Below are 17891 nucleotides of genomic sequence, written 5' to 3'. Positions count from 1 at the left end.
ACGCTCCTCCGGCCGCCTCTTCGTCGTACGGGGCGCTCTCAGGGCCGCGAGGCGAGCTCCTTGGCGGCCTCGGTGAGGTCCTTCTCGGTGTCGATGGCCCGCCAGTAAGCACCCTGGGGCAGCGAGAAGCCCGCCAGCCGCCGTTCACGGGCGAGTTGGGGGAAGGTCGTGCGCTCGTGGTCGCCCCGGTCCGGCAGCAGTGCCGTGAAGCCGGGGGAGAAGACGTAGACGCCCGCGTTGATGAGGAAGGGCGAGGGCGGCGACTCGACGAAGTCCAGGACGTGGCCGAACTCGTCGGTCTCCACGGCGCCCCACGGGATCCGGGGGCGGGCGAGCGCGAGGGTGGCGACCGCGGCGCGCTCGACGTGGAAGTCGGCCATCTCGCGGAGGGAGAACCGCGTCCAGATGTCGCCGTTCGTGGCGTACCAGGCCTGCTCGGGCCGGGGAAGGGAGGCGGCGGCGAACTTCAGGCCGCCACCGCGCCCGAGGGGCTCGCGTTCGACAACGGTCGTGATGCGCAGCGGCAGATCCGCCGCCGCGCCGGCGAGCCAGTCCTGAAGGACCTCAGCGAGGTGGCCGCACGAGATCACGGCGTCGGTGACGCCCTCGGCGGCCAGCCACGCGAGTTGATGGCCGATGATCGGTGTCCCGGTTCCCGGGATCTCGATCATCGGCTTCGGGCGGGTGTCGGTGTACGGGCGCAGGCGTGAGCCCTGTCCTCCGGCGAGGAGGACGGCCTGGGTCACCACCTGGGAGGTCGTGGGCGCGCCGGTCATGGACGCACCCTACGGGACCGGGGCGTCGGGTCATCCGACGGAGGCGACGCCCGTGGCGAAGGCGGTGTCGCAGACCGGCCGCGACCAGGACTGCGCGCGCTGCACGGAGCCGTACTTGGCCACCGCGGCACGCCCCAGCGACTTGGCGAGGGAGCCGCAGTACTGGGCCAGCGACGGGCGGGCGGCCATCTCGCGCTGCAGCGAGGTGAGGGCGACACCCGGGTTCTTCGCCTGCAGCTCCGTGAGGAGCTTGCGGCGCAGCACCTCCTGCGGCGCGGACCGGCCGGCCGAGGTGGCCTCCTTGTCGTGCGAGGCGGTGAGGACCTGGGCCTCGGAGGCCGAAGTGGCCCACGGGACGCGGGTGACCGCGAGGGTGCCGGACAGTACGAGGACGACCGGAAGGACGAGAGCGAGTGACTTGCCGATACGGCGGGCTACCTGGTTCACGGCAGTGATGGTAGCGAGGAGTAATGATTTGGCGACATTTAGCCACTCTGACGAGTGATGAATGCCTCTTGATCGACTACGGGGGCATTGACGAACATGCTCGAAACGCGGCTGTGTGCCCGCAAATGGGGTCCTCTCACGGGTGGGTGAGGGGCCTGTAGGTGCGGGGGAACGGCCGTGGCCCGGCCCCCTTGCGCGGGGGCCGGGCCACGGGTGCGTAGCGTCTGCGCGTCAGTCGCTGAGGCGCTCACCGGTGGAGGTGGAGAAGACGTGCGTCTCGCCGGCGCGCGGCACGACGCGGAGCACGGAGCCCTTCTCCGGCACCTGGCGGCCGCCGACGCGGATGACCAGGTCCTTGTGCTCGCCGCCGACCTCGGCCGAGCCGTAGACGAAACCGTCCGCGCCCAGCTCCTCGACGACGTTCACGGTGACGGCCAGACCGGCCGGCTCGTCCTTCGACAGCGCCGAGCTGTCGCCGTCGACGATGTCGAAGTGCTCCGGGCGGACGCCGACGGTGACCGTGCGGTCGCCCTTGTCGGTCGCGGCCTGCAGCGCGTCGCGCTCGACCGGCACCACCGAGTTGCCGAACTTCACGCCGCCGTCGGTGATCGGCACCTCGACCAGGTTCATCGCCGGCGAGCCGATGAAGCCCGCGACGAAGAGGTTGGCCGGCCGGTCGTACATGTGGCGCGGGGTGTCGACCTGCTGCAGCAGACCGTCCTTGAGGACCGCGACGCGGTCGCCCATGGTCATGGCCTCGGTCTGGTCGTGGGTGACGTAGACCGTGGTGGTGCCGAGGCGGCGCTGGAGCGAGGCGATCTGCGTACGGGTCTGGACACGCAGCTTGGCGTCCAGGTTGGACAGCGGCTCGTCCATGAGGAAGACCTGCGGCTCACGCACGATCGCGCGGCCCATCGCCACACGCTGGCGCTGACCGCCCGAGAGCGCCTTGGGCTTGCGGCTCAGGTACTCGGTGAGGTCGAGGATCTTGGCGGCCTCTTCCACCCGCTTGCGGATGTCGGCCTTGTTGACGCCCGCGATCTTCAGGGCGAAGCCCATGTTGTCCGCGACGGTCATGTGCGGGTAGAGCGCGTAGTTCTGGAACACCATGGCGATGTCCCGGTCCTTGGGCGGAAGGTGGGTGACGTCCCGGTCACCGATCCGGATGGCGCCGGCGTTGACGTCCTCCAGGCCGGCCAGCATGCGCAGCGAGGTCGACTTGCCGCAGCCCGACGGGCCGACGAGGACGAGGAATTCGCCGTCCGCGATGTCGATCTGCAGTGCGTCGACGGCGGGGCGCTCGGTCCCGGGGTAGATCCGGGTCGCCTTGTCAAAAGTGACAGTAGCCATGGTGCAGTGGTCCCTTCACCGGCAGGAACGTGCCGGACGATCCGAGTAAAGGAGATGAGGTCTAGTCCACGGGATGCGGACTTTCCGTGACGCTACCCCCCGCGCCCCACTTTGTCAGCACCCCCCTGCCTCCCAATTCCCGGACCCTCCCCCCTCCCCGCCTGGGTACACTTCTCCCTGACCCCACCCACCGGTCACCACGGCGGGCGCGGGACACCGTGCCGCCTTAGCTCAGCTGGTAGAGCACCGCTCTTGTAAAGCGAAGGTCGTCGGTTCGAATCCGACAGGCGGCTCTGCGCCTGACCAGGCAAAACGCCCCGGACCATGATCGGTTCGGGGTGTTCGTCATTCACGGGTGACGTCAACCGGGGCGATCACTCACGATCGCGGCGGCGCCTGAGCGGCCGCACGTCGTGTGCGCTGGGTCACGTGCGCGCAGCCGCCGTCGTGATGCCGATCTCACAGCGACTGATCACACCGTCGCCGCCGCTGTGCGGGGGGTGATGTGCCGCAGCAGTGCCTCGACCGCGGGCGACATCTCGCCCCCGCGGTGGACCACCATGACCTTCCAGGCGGGGGCGTGCTGCACGAACCGGTGTACGGCGAGATCCGGGAACCGGGCCGCGATCGACGCGGGCATGATGCACACCCCGAGGTCGTGCCGGACCAACTCGGAGGCCGCCACGATGTCGTTCACCTCGAAGACCGTGGACCGCTCGACGCCGGCGGCCCTGAAGGCCCGGTCCACCGAGTAGCGAATGGCCCAGCCGGGCAGGAAGTCCACGAAGGGCATGCCGGAGATCCCGTCGAGGGTCACCGGCTCGTCCCCGGCGAAGCCGCCCGAGGGCGACGACACCAACAGCATCTCCTCGCGCGACAACAGACGGGTCACCAGCCCCCGTTGCTGTTGCCGGTCGAGCGCCACCACGGCGAGATCCACCGTCCCCTCGCGCAGCGCCTGCCGGACGTCGGCCACCGGTGCCTGCTGCAGACGCACGCTCACCCCGGGGTGCTCCGCGCGCAGCCTCGCCAGGGCATGGTGCAGATCGGCCCAGACGCCCTGCATGATGGCGACCGTCACGCGGCCCCGCACCTCACCCCGTACGGCGTCGACCACCGCACGCGCCTCCTCGGCCGCGCGGAGCGCCGCACGAGCGGCGGGCACGAACGCCTCCCCCGCCGGGGTCAGCGCCACGCGGTGCGTGGTCCGCTCGAACAGGGCGCTGCCCAGTTCCTTCTCCAGTGCCCGCACCGTGCCGGACACCGCGGACTGCACCACGTGCAGCCGCCGCGCCGCCGCCGTGAACCCGCCCTCCTCGGCGACCGCGACGATCACTTCCATCTGCCGCAGATCCATGCGAACGCCGCCGGCCCTTTCCCGTCGTCCGACCCGGGCGGTCATCTCCCGCGGGGATGACCCGTCCCGTCCAGCATCGCACCGGGAAACGACGAAGGGGTGCCCGGGGAGGACCCCGGACACCCCTCATGCGTCAGGTCGGTGCTACTTGACGGTGACCTGGACCGTGCCCGTGACGCCGCCGCTGGTCACCGTGATGGTGGCCGTGCCGGCGCGGTGGGCCCGCAGGCGGCCGGTGGTGGCGTCCACCTCGGCGACCTTGGTGTTGCTGGAGGACCAGACGTGGGACGCCGGGTCCGCGATCGGCATGCTGAGCGGGGCGATGTTGTCGCCGCCGATCAGGGCGCCGGTCGCGGTCAGGGTCACCTCGTCGTTCCGCGCCATCGGCGCGGTCGGCGCCGTGATGGCGATGGACGCCAGGGCGGGCTCGACGGAGTACTGCAGGTTGCCGTCGGTGCCGATGCGGATCAGGCCGAAGTGGTAGAAGCCACCCTGGTCCGCGGGGGCGTACGCGGGCATGCCCAGGTCCGCGAAGGTGAGCTGCGGGATGCCGCCCTGAGCGGTGGTCACGCTCTCACCGTCGGGGTTGAGGATCTGCTCCGAGAAGCCGCGCGCGTGGCCGTACATCATGATCACGTGCTGCTGCGGGTGCGACTGCTGGAACTTCTGCACCAGCCGCATGTACATGCGCGCCTCCCAGCGGTCCGTGAACTGGCTGTTCGCGGCCGGGTGGGGGTCGTAGGCGGGCATGTGGGTGACGACCAGGACGTCCTTGGCGGTGGTGTTCGTCAACTGCTGGACGAGCCACGGGTACTGGGCGCCGGTCGGGTCCTGGAACGGGTCCGAGCTCTGCAGGCTGCCGTGCGAGTTGTCGGTGACGATCAGCCGCGCCTCGCCCTGGGTGTAGGCGTAGTGCGTGTCACCGAAGGTGTCGCTGTAGTTGCCGTTCTCGGAGTCGGCGCCCTGGGTGATCTCGTGGTTGCCGACGATGTCGCGCTCGGGGATGCCGAGGGCGTCCATCTTGGACTTCGCGTACTGCAGGTCGGCCAGCTTGCCGTCGTCGGGCATGTCGCCCAGGAACTGGGCGGCGTCCGGGTGGGCCTGCGGGCTCAGGGTGGGCAGCCGCTTGGCGATGGAGTCCATCACGTTGCTGCTGACCGAACCGGGGTCGGAGGCGAGCATGTGCGCGTCGTCACCGGTGAGCAGGGTGTTGCCGCTCTTGGCGAAGTTGTCTGCGTTCTCCTCGAACTTCAGCCAGGACGGGTTGTCCGGGATCGCCTTGTAGTCGGGCACCGTGACCGGGCGCGGCGAGTACAGGGCCTGGAGGCCGGAGACGTTGAGCGCGCCGCTGTAGGCGGTGCTCGGGCTGATCGCCAGGAAGTCGATGAAGCTGATCGTCAGCGGGAACTGCATGCCGGCGGGCAGCTGCGCGACCGCCAGGTGCCAGTCCTTCCAGGTGACGAAGGTCGGGTACAGCGTCGTCGACGTGCCGTTGACGTTGATGTACTTCTCGGCGAGCTCGATGCCGTTGCCGTCGCCCTTGATCCACACACCGATGCCGGTGGGGACGTGACCGCCGTTGGTGTCGGTCTTCAGGGTGACGTTGGGCGAGAGCACCAGCTGCTTGACGCCGGAACCGGCCGGCATCGAGTAGTCCAGGCGCAGCGAACCGGTCTCGGTGGAGCCCGGCGGGACGACGCCCGGGTCGGCCGACAGGGTGGCCGGCTTGCCGGTGGTGTTGTTGCTCAGACGCCAGACGCTCGTGCTGGTCATCGGGTCGATGACCTTGCTGACGCTGCCGACGGCGACCGAGGCGGTGGCGGTCTTGCCGCCGACCTTGGCGGTCACCTCGGCGAGGCCGCCGTTGTTCGCGTCGGCGGTGAACACGCCGTGCGCGTCGACGGTGCCGAGCGAGGACGGGGTGACCGTCCACTCGGCCGCGTCGGCGGAGATGTCCGTGGTGCGGCCGCTCTTGACGGTGCCCGTCAGGGTCAGCTGCTGGGTGCCGCCGTTGTCCATGTCGACGGTGTCCGGCGAGAGGGACAGGTCCTTGAGCTCGGCGGCCACCTCCAGCTTCTCGGAGGTGGTGCGGCCGTCGCTGGTGGCGATGACCTCGCCCTCACCGCTGCGGTGCGCGGTGAGCTTGCCGTTCTCGTACGAGGCGAGGGAGGCGGGCTCGACGCGGACGTCCACGGTGCCGTCGGTCGGGTTGTCGACCTTGTCCGTGGCGTACACCGACAGCGGGATGGTGCTGCCGGGGACGGTGGTGATGCGGTCGCCGCCGTTCACGACGACCTTGTGGGCCTCGCCGGCCTCCTTCTCGGTGGAGTAGAAGAAGATGCCGTTGGCGACCGGACGCTCGGTGTTGCCGGGCTGGTCGGACGGGGTGTTGACGACCTCGGCGTGCTTGGCGCCGGGGGCGCGCACGGCCATGGTGGTCGAGCCGCCGCCGTCGAAGAGCATCGCGGTGTCGGCGCCGTGGGCGACCATGTAGCCCGCGGCCTGGTCACGGGTCACGCCGAAGGCACGGGTGGCGCCGCCCTGGCCGTCGACCGCGACGACGATGGCGTGCTTGCCGTCCTTGGTGATGCCGACGGCGGTCTCCGGGTTGGCACCGCCCGGCGGGGTGCCGGTCGGGTCCTTGTAGACCTTGCCGTCCTTGACCAGCGTGTCGACGCCGCTGACCAGCTGCGTGACATCGTTGTCCGGGGACAGTCGCGTGGTGATGCCGACCGTGTCGCCGGTGTGCAGGTTCGCGGACAGCCACGTGCCGCCCGCCCCACCGCCGAGCAGGCCCAGCTGGTCCTTGTCGAGCTGCGGCACGGAGGTGACGCCGGTCTGCACGCTGTCGACGGTGAAGCCGCCGGCGGTCGCGTGGCCGAGCACCAGGGTGCCGGTGGTCAGACCGGTGGCGTTGCCGAGGTCGGGGGTGACCTCGGTGATGCCGCCGGCCGTCAGGTCGCCCACGGTGTTGACCGAGGTGAGCGCGCGGGTGGCGGCGCCGTCGGTGATCGTCCCGGAGAAGGCCTCGGGGCCCATCACCATCGAGCCGTCGGGGCGGATGCCCAGCTGGGAGGCGAAGCCCGGCTTGGGGCTCTTGAGCATCCGGCCGTCGGTCACCACGCCGCCGAGCGGACGGCCGCTCGCGTGGATCTCGAAGTAGTCGCCGTTGACGCCGGCCACCGCGTGGGTGCGGTTCGTCATCGACGAGACCGTCTCGTCCGCGGGGTTGGTGATGGTGTCGCCCGCCTCGACGACGCCCACCCGGAGGTTCGGGTCGCCGAGGTCGGCGCTCAGCACCTGGACCTGCTGGCGGCCGCCGACGGTGTCGTAGGTCTCGCTGTAGTGCTCCAGACCCTGGGTGACGGTCTCGCTCGGGGTGCGGCTGTAGTCCACCACGAGCGGCCAGTTCTCCGGCGTCTGCGGCAGCCAGTCCTGGTCGGCGGTCTGGTCGAGCGCGGCCCCGTCCCCGGAGGTTCCGGAGGCGATGGCAGCGCCGGTGACCGAACCGGCCAGGGCCAGCGCCAGCGCGGTGACCACCGCGGTGCGGCGTGCGCCGGCTCCCACGGTTCTCTTCCCGCGAAGTGTCATTGCGTGTGTCCTTATGAAGATCCTGCCGGTCGAACACCGGCTCGAAGTACACACGACACCCACATAGCGAAGGAGAGATGGCCGATTGCGGGTTTTCAGATGACCCACAGAAGTGGCATGTCTATGGATTCGGTCAAATATTGGCTTGATCGGAGTGTGTGGGCGCCCCCGTACCACACGGTGCGGTACGGGGGCGCCTGTCCGGGTCGGGCCGGGTCCGGCCGGCAGCGTCTACCAGGTGGACGGCGCCGGCGGGACGACCACCGGCGGGCGGTCGTCGCAGGTGATGGTGTTGGGCAGCTCCCAGGAACCGAGCCAGGGCCCGGTCGTGCCGCCGCCATCGTTTCCGCCGAGGTCGTTCAGCGAGAACTCCGAACCGGTGGCGGGGAAGTTGAAGGAGCCGCAGTTGTTCACGCCGACCGCGCCCACGTTGCGGGCGTCGACGTTCTCGAAGGACGCGGAGCCGGCGGCGCGTGCGCTCACCACCGAGGTGCCGGTGCCGTCGACCCGGATGTCCTTGAAGTGCACATTGCTGATGGAATAGGCGTCCTTCACGGGGAAGTCCGAGACCAGCATGATCGCGTTGTAGGTGTTGTCGAGGAAGTGGTCGCCGGTCACGCGGATGTCGGCGTCGATGGTCTTCTCCAGCGCGTAGACCCAGATCGCCCCGAGCCCGATGTTCCAGTTCAGCTCGTAGGTGCCCGCCCGCACCGTGGTGTTGTCGGTGATCCACAGGTGCCCGGCGAACGGCTGGGCGCCGAAGCGGGAGCCCACTTGGAGGGCGCTGCCCTCACGGATCGGGTCGGCGATCAGGTTGCCGGAGACCGTGTTGTCCGTGCCGCCGTAGATGGCGATGCCGTTGGCGAGCACGGGGGTCTGCACCGTGTTGTGGTCGAAGGTGTTGCGGGCGTTCGCGGTCTTCTCCGACCACATGGCCAGCCCGTCGTCGCCCGAATTGCGGACGAAGTTGTCCCGGACCACCGAATCGGTCACGCCGGTGTGGAAGTTGAGGCCGTCGGCGATCTGGTCGGTGATGATGTTGCCGCTGATCCGCAGGTTCGAGAGCGGGCCGTCGAACCACATGCCCACCTTGGTGTGGTGGATGTACAGGTCCTTGATCGTGGAGTCGGAGAGCGCCCCGCCGATGCCGTTCACCTGGTCGGTGTCGATGCGCTCGCGGACGTCGCCCTCGATCGCGAAGCCCGACAGGTGGACGTCGTGACTGCCGCCGGCCGAGGCGTCCTTGCCGTAGAAGCCGACCCCGGTGTGCACCGAACCGTCCGGTGCCGGGGTGTCGAGCGCGACCTGCTTGCCCTTGATGACGGTGTACCAGTTGCCGGCGCCCTCGATCGTCACGTCGTCCACAATGATGTGCCGATTGACCTGGTACGTCCCCGGCGGGATGTAGACCTTCAGGTGCGCGCGCCGCGCGAAGGCGATGGCCTTGTCGATGGCGCCCGCGGAGTCCCGCCGCCCGGTCGGGTCGGCGCCGAAGGCGAGCACGTTCGCGGCGATGAGGGCGACCCGCGGGGCGGCCACCAACTCCGAGTCCAGCAGGTCGATCGTGGTCGCCACGGCCCCGGCACGGGCGGGGACGGTGAGCCGGATCTTCTCGCCGGCCTTGTACGTCCTGCCCAGCAACAGGCGCTGCTCGTCGTAGAAGTGGTTCGGCCGGAACGGCTTGTCGATCACCGGCGCCGGGGTGGTGGCGTTCGGCACGCAGCCGCACTCGGTGATCCACCAGTCGTCGTGCAGCAGCCCGGCCTGCGGGTCGTTGGAGAACGGGTACTGGTTGTAGAGCCAGGCGTACTGCGAGGTGAGGGTCATCGTCCGGCGGCCCTGCTTGCCGGCGGTCACGTCGAGCGGCGCGGTGATGCCGCCCCCGCCCGGAGCGTCCGGGATGCTGTACCGCACGGTGATCGCGTTCGCGGCGCTCGGCAGCGTGAACTCCACGTACTGGCCGCGCTGCAGGGTCACCGCCTTCCGCCCGGACGCCTCCGCGGGGAGGGTGTAGGCACTGCGGCCGGGACCGATGAGTGTGCCGTTCGTCGCGGCGTTCTCGGCCTCCTGCTCGGCGAACCCCGGGTCGGCGCCGCGTCCGGCGACCAGCGCCGGATCCAGCGCCGCCCGCGTCACGACCGGGCCGGCGGCCTTGGCCGGGCCGGCGCCCGCCTGCGCGGTCCCGCCGAGACCGAGCCCGATCCCGGCCGCCGCCGCGACCACCGCGACCGTTCTTCGCCAGGTGTTCCTGCTCCTGCTGCTCCCTGCCATCCCCAGCTCGTTTCTCTCGTAGGCGCGACCGCCCTGGACGTGCGAGGCGGAGCGGACGTCGTGAGGTGAGGCGACAGTAAGGACCCGGCGGACGGCTCCACAAGGCCCTTGCGCGATGTTTTCGGCCCACTGATGGTGAAGTGCGGTCCCTTGTTTGTTTCTTGCACGGCTTACGTGAATCGTTGCGCAGGTACGTGCCGGGGCGGTTCAGCGGCCGCAGAAGGGCCCGCCGGCGCCGAAGACGCGGGCGGCGAACCGGCGGCCCATGCGCCGGTAGCCGGCCGCGTTGGGGTGCAGGGAGTCCGGCAGGTCGGCCACGTCGTCCGGGCCGAACAGCTCGCGGCCGTCCAGGTAGTGGAGCCGGCGGTCGCCCGCGGCGGCCCGGTCGGCGACGATGCGGGCCAGCTCCGCGCGGATGACGGTCAGGGTCAGCGCGCCGCCGGGCACGTCGGCGGGGTCGCCGAGGGCCACGACGCGGGGGACGGCGGCGGAGACATCGGGAGCGGTGGGCCCCGGGGTGGTCTCCACGGCGGGGCAGCTGATGGGGGAGACGACCAGCAGCGGGGTGCCCGGGTGGCCCTCGCGGACGGTGTCCAGGAAGCCGTGCACGGCCGGCCCGAACGAACGCAGCCGGAAGGCCGCCTGGTTGACGATGTTGATGCCCAGCTTGAGGCTGATCAGATCGGCCGGCAGGTCCCGGATCGTCCGGGCGACGTACGGGTCGAGCATGGCGTTGCCGCCCAGGCCCAGGTTCAGCAGTTCGGCCCCGGCGAGGGCGGCGGCCAGGGCCGGCCAGGTGGCGGTGGGGGAGTCGGCGGCGGCGCAGTGGCTGATGGAGCTGCCGTGGTGGACCCAGCGCGGCCGCCCGGTGGGGCGCGGCGGCAGCACCGCGGCGTCGGCCCGCAGCCCGACCACTTCGGTACGGGTCTGCTGGGGCAGCCACAGTTCGAGGTCCTTCTCGCCCTCCGGCAGGCCCTCGAAGCGCACCCGGCCGGGCGGTCCCGGCTGCCGGCGCGCGGACCGCGCGAAGAGGTCCGGCTTGTGCAGTACGTGACCGCGCGGGGCGGGCCGCGTTCCCGCGTACGCGCCGTCCACGGTCAGGTCGACCGCCCCGGCGGATAGCGGCTCAGGGCTCCCGTCGAGCTGCACCACCGAGGTCAGCAGCTCCAGTTCGACGGCGCGGGCCGCGGTGCGGAACGCCAGCCGCACGCCGGACGGCAGCGCGGTGACCTCGTCCATGAAGGCGTCCGGGTACTGCGAGCGCGTCCACGCGGGCAGCCGGCGCGGCAGCAGGCCGGCCTCCGTGCGCTCCAGGTCGAGGGCGCCCCGGAACTCCACCGGTCCCCCGTCGAGGGGAATCTCCCGCAGGGCGCGCATCGCAGTTGTCACGTTTTCTCCCTGCCCGCGACCTGTGCCGGGCACACGGGATGCCCGAAGAACGGGGCTGCCCGATGCGGCCGGGAGGCCGGGAGGCCGGGAGGCCGGAGGACCAGGGGATCAGGGGATCAGGGGATCAGGACGACCTTGCCCGTCGTGCCCCGGGTCTCCAGCGCGGTGTGGGCCGCCGCGGCGTCCGCGAGCGGGAAGCGCTGCACCGCCGGCCGCAGCCGTCCCGCCGCCGCCTCGGCCAGGGCCGCCTCCTCCAGGGCGCGCAGGCCGCCGGGACCGCCGGCCCGTGCCATGCCCGGGCCGAGGACCACCTCTGAGGTGATGCCGCGCGCGGCCCGTTCCTCCTCGGACAGCTCCAGCGCCCCGCCGGAGGCCCACCCGTAGACCACATGGCGCCCGCCCCGGCCGAGCAGGTCCACGGCCCCGCGCCCGAGGTCCCCGGAGACCGCGTCGAAGACGACGGTGGCGGCCCGCCCGCCCAGGGCGGCACGGGCGGTGTCCGTCCAGCCGTCCGCGGTGTAGTCGACGGCCGCGTCCGCGCCGAGTTCCCCGACCCGCGCGGTCTTCGCCGGACCGCCGGCGAGGCCGAGCACGGTGGCCCCGGCGTTCCCGGCGGCCTGGACGAGCAGCGTGCCGATGCCGCCGGCCGCCGCGGTCACGACGGCCACGTCGTCGGGGCCGACCGGCGCCTGGCGCAGGATGCCCATCGCCGTACGGCCGGTGCCGACCATGGCGACGGCCTCGGCGAAGCCCAGCCCGTCCGGCAGTACGTGGGGCCTGTCGACGGAGGTCACGGCGAGTTCGGCGTAGCCGCCGGGCACCATGCCCAGGTGGGCGACGACGCGCCGCCCGAGCCACTCGCGGCCGACGCCCTCCCCGACGGCGTCGACGGTGCCGGCGACCTCGCGGCCGGGGACCGTCGGCAGGTCGGGCAGCGGGTAGGGCCCGTCGAAGTCGCCCGAGCGCAGCGCGGTGTCGATCATGTGGACCCCGGCGGCGGCGACGGCGATCCGCACCTGCCCGGGGCCCGGTTCGGGGTCCTCGGTCTTCTCGTAGCGCAGGTTGGCGGCCGGGCCGAACGCGTGGAGGCGGATGGCGTGCACGAAGTGCCCCTTATGGAGAGACGCGAAAAATCGAGCGGGCGGCCGGACCGGGTCCGCACCGCCCACTGTTCGTCCTCAACCATGGTTGAGGTCAACCGCGTCACGCGAGGATCTTCGTCTTCGCCTTCTGGTACTCCTCCTCGGTGAGGTGGCCGTTGCTCCTGAGGTCGGCGAGCTTGGCGAGCTGGTCGACCGGGCTCCCGGCCGCGGGATGCCCGCTCGCGGCGGTCCCGCCCGAACCGTCCGCGGCGGCGTCGCGGACGTACTGCTTGAAGGCGGCGTCCACGTCCTTGGCCTGCTTCTGGTCGCGCTCGGCCATGCCCTTGCCGCGGGCGATCACGTAGACCAGCACGCCGAGGAAGGGCAGGAAGATGAGGACGATGATCCAGCCGGCCTTCGCCCACCCGCCCAGCGAGTGGTCGCGGAAGAGGTCGCCGATGATCCGGAAGAGCAGGAAGAACCACAGCACCCAGCAGAAGATCAGGAGCATGGTCCAGAACAGGTTCAGCAGCGGGTAGTCGTCCATGGCCCCAAGTGGACGGCGGCCAAATGGGTCCCGCACCCCGGATGGGGCCGTCCGGGCGACGTGTCCGTCCGGGTCACACGCGGGGGAAACGGGCCTGCAGGTCCCAGATCGCCGGGTTGGCGTCCAGGCCGTCGTGCATGTCGGTGAGGTCGGCGATCAGGTCGTGCAGGAAGTCGCGGGCCTCGCGGCGCAGGTCCGCGTGGGGGAAGGCGAGCGGCGCCTCGTCCGGCGCCCAGTCGGCGGTGACGTCCACCCAGCCGAAGCGGCGCTCGAAGCGCAGGCGGTCGGTGGACTCGGTGAAGTCCAGCTCCGCGCGCTGGGGGCGGGCCGCGCGGCTGCCGAGCGGGTCGCGGTCCAGGTGCTCGACGATGGCGCACAGCGCCCACGCGAAGTCCAGGACCGGCACCCATCCCCAGGCTGTGGACAACTCGCGGTCGGCCTTGACGTCCGCCAGGTAGACGTCCCCGCAGAACAGGTCGTGGCGCAGCGTCCGCACGTCCGCGGTGCGGTAGTCGGTCTGCGGGGGGTCGGGGAAGCGGCGGGAGAGCGAGTAGCCGAGGTCGATCACCCGCCGATGGTACGTGGCGGCCCCGGCGGCAGGTCCTTGTGCAGGACGGCGCAGGGACGGCCCATCTGGCGGTCCTCGCGGTGGTCCACGACCCGGTAGCCGAGCGCGGTCCAGAACGCGAGCGCCCTGGGGTTGTTGTCGAGCACCGCCAGGCGCACGCCGTCCCGCCCGGCGGCCCGCAGTCGCGCCTCGACCTGTCCGGCGAGCTCCCGGCCCAGGCCGGTCCGCTGCCGCCCGCCGTGCACCATCAGCAGGCCGATCCACGGGTACGGGTCGAGGGGGTCCGGGTGCTCGGCCAGGGTGACGGCGATGCCGGCCAGGGTGCCGTCGGCGTCGTCACGGGCGAGCAGCACCTCCACGGCGGGGTGCGCCAGTTCGGCGCCGAGGGCCGAGGCGACCTGCTCCGGGGTGATGCGGCCGGGGTCCGGGAAGTCCCCGCTGATCCGGTGGAAGGCGGCGTTGGAGGCGTACAGCCCGGTCAGCTCGCCGAGCAGTCCGGGCGGCAGGGCGCCGTCTTCGGGGACGAGCGGTTCGAGAGGGGCGAGGGACACCGGCATGCCCCGCACGCTAGTCGCGTGCGGGGCACGAGGCGCCCGGAAAAGCCCGGGAAAGCCCGGAAAAGCGTCGCTCAGAGACCGACACCGAAGTCGGTGGCGATGCCGGCCAGGCCCGCGGCGTAGCCCTGGCCCACGGCGCGGAACTTCCACTCGGCGCCGCTGCGGTAGAGCTCGCCGAAGACCATGGCGGTCTCGGTGGCCGCGTCCTCGCTCAGGTCGTAGCGGGCGATCTCGGTGCCGCCGGCCTGGTTGACGATGCGGATGTAGGCGTTGCGGACCTGGCCGAAGTTCTGGGTGCGGGTGTCGGCGTCGTAGATGGAGACCGGGAAGACGATCCGGTCGACGTCGGCCGGCAGCCCGGCCAGGTTGACGTTGATCGCCTCGTCGTCGCCCACGCCCTCACCGGTGCGGTTGTCGCCGGTGTGCACGATGGTCTGGTCGGGGGTCTGCTTGTTGTTGAAGAAGACGAAGTGGCCTTCGGAGTAGACCTTGCCGCTCGGGTTGAGCGCGATGGCGCTCGCGTCGAGGTCGAAGTCGACGCCGGTGGTCGTGCGGACGTCCCAGCCCAGGCCGACCGTGACGGCCGTCAGGCCCGGAGCTTCCTTGGTGAGCGAGATGTTGCCGCCCTTGGACAGGCTTACAGCCATGGGAGTCCCCTCCGTGATGTCGGTCGTATCTGCCGACGATGACGCTACCTTCACAGGGGTGAACGCGGTCAGGGGCGCGCACGGTTCCTTAACGGCGCGAAAACCCTGTGACGTGGGCGCCCCCGGCCGGGATCATGGGGAGCATGTCCGGATCGCTGCCGCTCGTCGTCCGCGGCTCGGTCTCCGTCCCGGAGGCCGAGCTCCAGTGGCGTTTCTCCCGGTCGTCCGGGCCGGGCGGCCAGCATGTGAACACCTCCGACAGCCAGGTGGAGCTGCGCTTCGACCTGGCCGCCACGGAGTGCCTGCCGCCGGTGTGGAAGGAACGCGCCCTGGAGCGCCTCGCCTCCCGCCTGGTGGGCGGTGTGGTGGTCGTACGGGCCTCGGAGCACCGCTCGCAGTGGCGCAACCGGGAGACGGCGCTGACCCGTCTCGCGGCGCTGCTCGCCGAGGCCACGGCGCCGCCGCCGAGGGTGCGCCGGCCGACGAAGATCCCGCGCGGGATCAACGAGCGGCGGCTGCGGGAGAAGAAGCAGCGCGGGGAGACCAAGCGCGGGCGCGACCCGCGCGGCTGGAACTGAGCCGTGCGGGTCCGGTGCCGGGCCCGCACGGGACGCTCGGGACGCCCGAAACGCCCGTGTCAGCTCAGGTGCCGGTAGCGGCCGCGGAAGTACGCCAGCGGCGAGCCGTCCGCGCTGGGCGTGCGGGCCGTCAGCACCCGTCCGACGACCAGGGTGTGGTCGCCGGCCGTCACGCGCTGGTCGGTCTCGCACTCGATGACCGCGAGTCCGCCGCCGAGTATGGGGGCGCCCGACGCCTCGCCGCGGTAGTAGGCCACGTCCTCGAAGAGCAGGCGGTCGCTGATGCGTCCGCGCATCGCGAAGCGCCCGGCGATGTGCCGCTGGCTCTCGCTGAGCACGGAGACGGCCCACCGGGGGCAGCGCTCCAGCACCTCGTCCATCCGGGAGCCCTCGCGCAGGCTCACCAGCACCATGGGCGGCTCCAGGGAGACCGAGATGAAGGCGGTCGCGGTCATGCCGACGTCCTCGCCGTTCGGGCCGTCCTCGGGGTCGTGGGCGGTCACGAGGACGACACCCGCGGCGAGTCGGCTCATGGCGGCGCGGAAGGCATCGCCGTCCACGGCCGCGGGCTCTGGCTCGGAACCGTCGGGCACGGTCCCAGGATGCGGGATCAGGGGCGGGGAGGTGATTGACTGTGGCACGCCACGACGCTAGCCGGACTGATGCCGCGCCCGCATCGGACTTCGGATCGAGCCAGGTCCTAGGACCTCCCCCTGACCTCGATTCCGCCGTTCGACCCCCGCTCACCTGGTCGATTGTGTTCAATGGGTGAAGGCAACATCCCGGCGTTCTCTACGCTGCGTGACCGGACCACGACAAACTTCTGTGACTTGAGTCACAGGCGGCATGAATTGTTGACCCTGTGTACCGGTCGTGGTGCTCGCTGTGATTCAGTTGCGGTGGGAATCGGACCACAACGGACCACAAGCAGTCTCAGGAGTTGTCGTCGAGGGCCCGGGAGAGCGCATGGACACCGAGTCGGAGCCGTATGTCCGCCTCGCGACCCTGCGCCAGGTGCACCAGGTGGTGGCGGACCTCAACACCGGGCGCAGCCTCGCGGACACCCTTCAGGCCGTCGCCGACGGGGTCGTCAAGGGCCTGGGCTTCGAGCTGGCCGCGGTCAACCTCGTCCGCCCCGACGGTGACCTGGTGGTCGCCGCCCTCGCCGGGAGCGCCGCCGCGGAGGCCCTGATGGCCGGGCGGGTGGGCTCGCGCGCCTCCTGGGAGCGCCGGCTGACCATGGGCGAGCGCTGGGGCACGCTGCGCTTCATACCCCACCACGAGGGCTGGGTGCTGGACGGCGACGACGTCCCCACCTGGCCCGGCGACGGGCCGCCGCCCCGCTTCCCCGACGAGTGGCACCCCGAGGACCGGCTGCTCGCCCCGATGTACGCCAACCCCTCAGGGGCCGGCGAACTGATCGGCGTGATCTCCGTGGACCGCCCGGTGGGCGGCCGCCGCCCCGGCCCCTGGGGCCGCGAGGCGCTGCAGATGTACGCCTTCCAGGCCGCCATCGCGATTAGCAACGCGCGTCTACGTGCAAATATGCAACGCGCGCTGGTCCGCCTGGAGCGTGAGCAACAGGCCCTGCGGGCGAGCGAGGAGAGCTTCCGGCAGGCCTTCGAGTACGCCCCCAGCGGCATGGCCATCGCCGAGATGGGCGGGGACCAGCACGGCAAACTGGTGCGGACCAATGACGCGCTGTGCCGGCTGCTCGGCCGCCCGGCGGCCCTGCTGCGCCGCCACTCCTTCTCCGACCTGGTCCACCCCGAGGACGTCGGCGTCCTGCTGCGCACCAGTGCCGAGGGCGGCCGCGCCGAACTGCGGCTGCAGCGGCGCGACGGTTCCTATGTGTGGGTGAGTCTGCGCAACTCCGTCGTCGCCGACACCGCCGACGGACCCCGCTTCCTGCTCACCCACGTCGAGGACATCGAGGAGCGCAAGGGCCGCGAACTGGCCCTCGCCCACCGCGCCAGCCACGACTCGCTCACCGGCCTGCCCAACAGCGCCGAACTGCGCGCCCGGCTGTCCGGCAGGATCTGCTCCCGGCCGCAGGCCCCGGACGCCGACGGCCACACCGCGGCGGACGCGGGCGATGAGTTCGCGTACAGCTACGGCTTCGACCCGATCGAGGGCGGCGTGCCCCCGCTGGCCGGCTACGACCACCACACGCACACCCTCCCGCCCGCCGACGACCCCGAGGGCGGCAAGGGCCTCGCGGTGCTCTTCTGCGACCTCGACGGCTTCAAGTCCATCAACGACCGCTTCGGCCACCACACCGGAGACGCCGTCCTCATCGAGGTCGCCCGGCGGCTCACGAGTGCCGTACGCGACGGTGACACCGTTGCCAGGCTCGGCGGCGACGAGTTCGTCGTCCTCGCCGACGGTCTCGGCCGCGAGGACGCGGAAGACCTCGCGGTGCGGCTGCGGAACGCGATCATCCCCCCGATCCGCTTCGAGGGGCGCGCGGTCCGGGTCGGGGCGAGCTTCGGCATCGGCTGGGCGGGCTGCGGGATGACCGCCGACGAGGTGCTGCACTCCGCCGACCAGCGCATGTACATCGAGAAGCGCTCCCGCAACGGCACCCGCAGCCACCGCCGCGCGGGCTGACCGGCCCCGTCACCGGCGCCCGCTTCCTCCTCCGCGAAGGGCCCGCGTCCAACCTGCGGAGTACCCGGGATCGCTCTGCCGGTTGACTCCCGCACGCATTTGCCGTGCCTACGCTGGGTTA

Annotated in this window: 15 protein-coding genes and 1 tRNA gene; 3 read left to right on the top strand and 13 right to left on the bottom strand. The window is 71.5% G+C overall.

The window, feature by feature from the left end; translation table 11 throughout:
• Positions 1-38: 38 nt before the first annotated feature.
• The 3 genes from ACFWVC_RS28620 to ACFWVC_RS28610 all read right to left on the bottom strand — a co-directional run bounded on the left by ACFWVC_RS28620 (position 39) and on the right by ACFWVC_RS28610 (position 2573).
• Positions 39-776 (bottom strand): NDP-sugar synthase, encoded by a 738-nt coding sequence (locus ACFWVC_RS28620; protein WP_384292895.1) that lies wholly within the window; start codon positions 774-776, stop codon positions 39-41.
• Positions 777-806: 30 nt separating this feature from the next.
• A complete protein-coding gene (locus ACFWVC_RS28615; protein WP_384292893.1) occupies positions 807-1223 on the bottom strand; it encodes a hypothetical protein in 417 nt (138 codons plus the stop codon).
• 231 nt (positions 1224-1454) lie between these two features.
• Positions 1455-2573: an ABC transporter ATP-binding protein gene (locus ACFWVC_RS28610; RefSeq protein WP_384292889.1), complete on the bottom strand. Its 1119-nt coding sequence runs from the start codon at positions 2571-2573 to the stop codon at positions 1455-1457.
• A gap of 220 nt (positions 2574-2793) precedes the next feature.
• On the opposite strand from ACFWVC_RS28610, the gene ACFWVC_RS28605 reads away from it, so the two are divergent.
• Positions 2794-2866, top strand: a tRNA-Thr gene (locus tag ACFWVC_RS28605).
• A 179-nt stretch (positions 2867-3045) separates the two neighbouring features.
• On the opposite strand, the gene ACFWVC_RS28600 is transcribed toward ACFWVC_RS28605, so the two are convergent.
• The 9 genes from ACFWVC_RS28600 to ACFWVC_RS28560 all read right to left on the bottom strand — a co-directional run bounded on the left by ACFWVC_RS28600 (position 3046) and on the right by ACFWVC_RS28560 (position 14582).
• Complete coding sequence (locus tag ACFWVC_RS28600; RefSeq protein ID WP_384292884.1) at positions 3046-3930, bottom strand: LysR family transcriptional regulator; 885 nt, start codon at positions 3928-3930, stop codon at positions 3046-3048.
• Between the two features lie 144 nt (positions 3931-4074).
• Positions 4075-7497 (bottom strand): phosphodiester glycosidase family protein, encoded by a 3423-nt coding sequence (locus ACFWVC_RS28595; protein ID WP_384292880.1) that lies wholly within the window; start codon positions 7495-7497, stop codon positions 4075-4077.
• A 255-nt stretch (positions 7498-7752) separates the two neighbouring features.
• Positions 7753-9792 carry a glycosyl hydrolase family 28-related protein gene (locus tag ACFWVC_RS28590; protein WP_384292875.1) on the bottom strand — a complete coding sequence of 680 codons (2040 nt, stop codon included), beginning with the start codon at positions 9790-9792 and terminating at the stop codon, positions 7753-7755.
• Positions 9793-9999: 207 nt separating this feature from the next.
• Positions 10000-11169 (bottom strand): GDSL-type esterase/lipase family protein, encoded by a 1170-nt coding sequence (locus ACFWVC_RS28585; RefSeq protein ID WP_384292909.1) that lies wholly within the window; start codon positions 11167-11169, stop codon positions 10000-10002.
• Between the two features lie 128 nt (positions 11170-11297).
• Complete coding sequence (locus ACFWVC_RS28580; protein ID WP_384292872.1) at positions 11298-12284, bottom strand: zinc-binding dehydrogenase; 987 nt, start codon at positions 12282-12284, stop codon at positions 11298-11300.
• A 100-nt stretch (positions 12285-12384) separates the two neighbouring features.
• Positions 12385-12810, bottom strand: a complete 426-nt coding sequence (locus tag ACFWVC_RS28575; protein ID WP_384292868.1) for an SHOCT domain-containing protein — start codon at positions 12808-12810, stop codon at positions 12385-12387.
• Positions 12811-12883: 73 nt separating this feature from the next.
• Positions 12884-13378 (bottom strand): hypothetical protein, encoded by a 495-nt coding sequence (locus ACFWVC_RS28570; protein WP_384292864.1) that lies wholly within the window; start codon positions 13376-13378, stop codon positions 12884-12886.
• Positions 13375-13935 carry a GNAT family N-acetyltransferase gene (locus ACFWVC_RS28565; RefSeq protein ID WP_384292858.1) on the bottom strand — a complete coding sequence of 187 codons (561 nt, stop codon included), beginning with the start codon at positions 13933-13935 and terminating at the stop codon, positions 13375-13377. The genes ACFWVC_RS28570 and ACFWVC_RS28565 overlap by 4 nt, the downstream gene beginning before the upstream one ends.
• A gap of 71 nt (positions 13936-14006) precedes the next feature.
• Positions 14007-14582, bottom strand: a complete 576-nt coding sequence (locus ACFWVC_RS28560) for a TerD family protein (protein ID WP_384292852.1) — start codon at positions 14580-14582, stop codon at positions 14007-14009.
• A 134-nt stretch (positions 14583-14716) separates the two neighbouring features.
• Here ACFWVC_RS28560 and arfB point away from each other — a divergent pair, with 134 nt between their 5' ends.
• Positions 14717-15160 (top strand): alternative ribosome rescue aminoacyl-tRNA hydrolase ArfB, encoded by a 444-nt coding sequence (gene arfB, locus ACFWVC_RS28555; RefSeq protein WP_384292848.1) that lies wholly within the window; start codon positions 14717-14719, stop codon positions 15158-15160.
• A 59-nt stretch (positions 15161-15219) separates the two neighbouring features.
• Here arfB and ACFWVC_RS28550 read toward each other — a convergent pair whose 3' ends face one another.
• Complete coding sequence (locus ACFWVC_RS28550) at positions 15220-15720, bottom strand: flavin reductase family protein (protein WP_384292904.1); 501 nt, start codon at positions 15718-15720, stop codon at positions 15220-15222.
• Between the two features lie 406 nt (positions 15721-16126).
• On the opposite strand from ACFWVC_RS28550, the gene cdgB reads away from it, so the two are divergent.
• On the top strand, positions 16127-17770 hold the full coding sequence (cdgB, locus tag ACFWVC_RS28545) for a diguanylate cyclase CdgB (protein ID WP_384292844.1): 1644 nt from the start codon (positions 16127-16129) through the stop codon (positions 17768-17770).
• The last annotated feature ends 121 nt before the right edge of the window (positions 17771-17891 follow it).

This window comes from Streptomyces sp. NPDC058691 (genome assembly GCF_042714775.1).
GTDB lineage: Bacteria > Actinomycetota > Actinomycetes > Streptomycetales > Streptomycetaceae > Actinacidiphila.
Note: the sequence above shows the minus strand (reverse complement) of the source record. Positions and strands in the feature narration are given on the sequence as shown.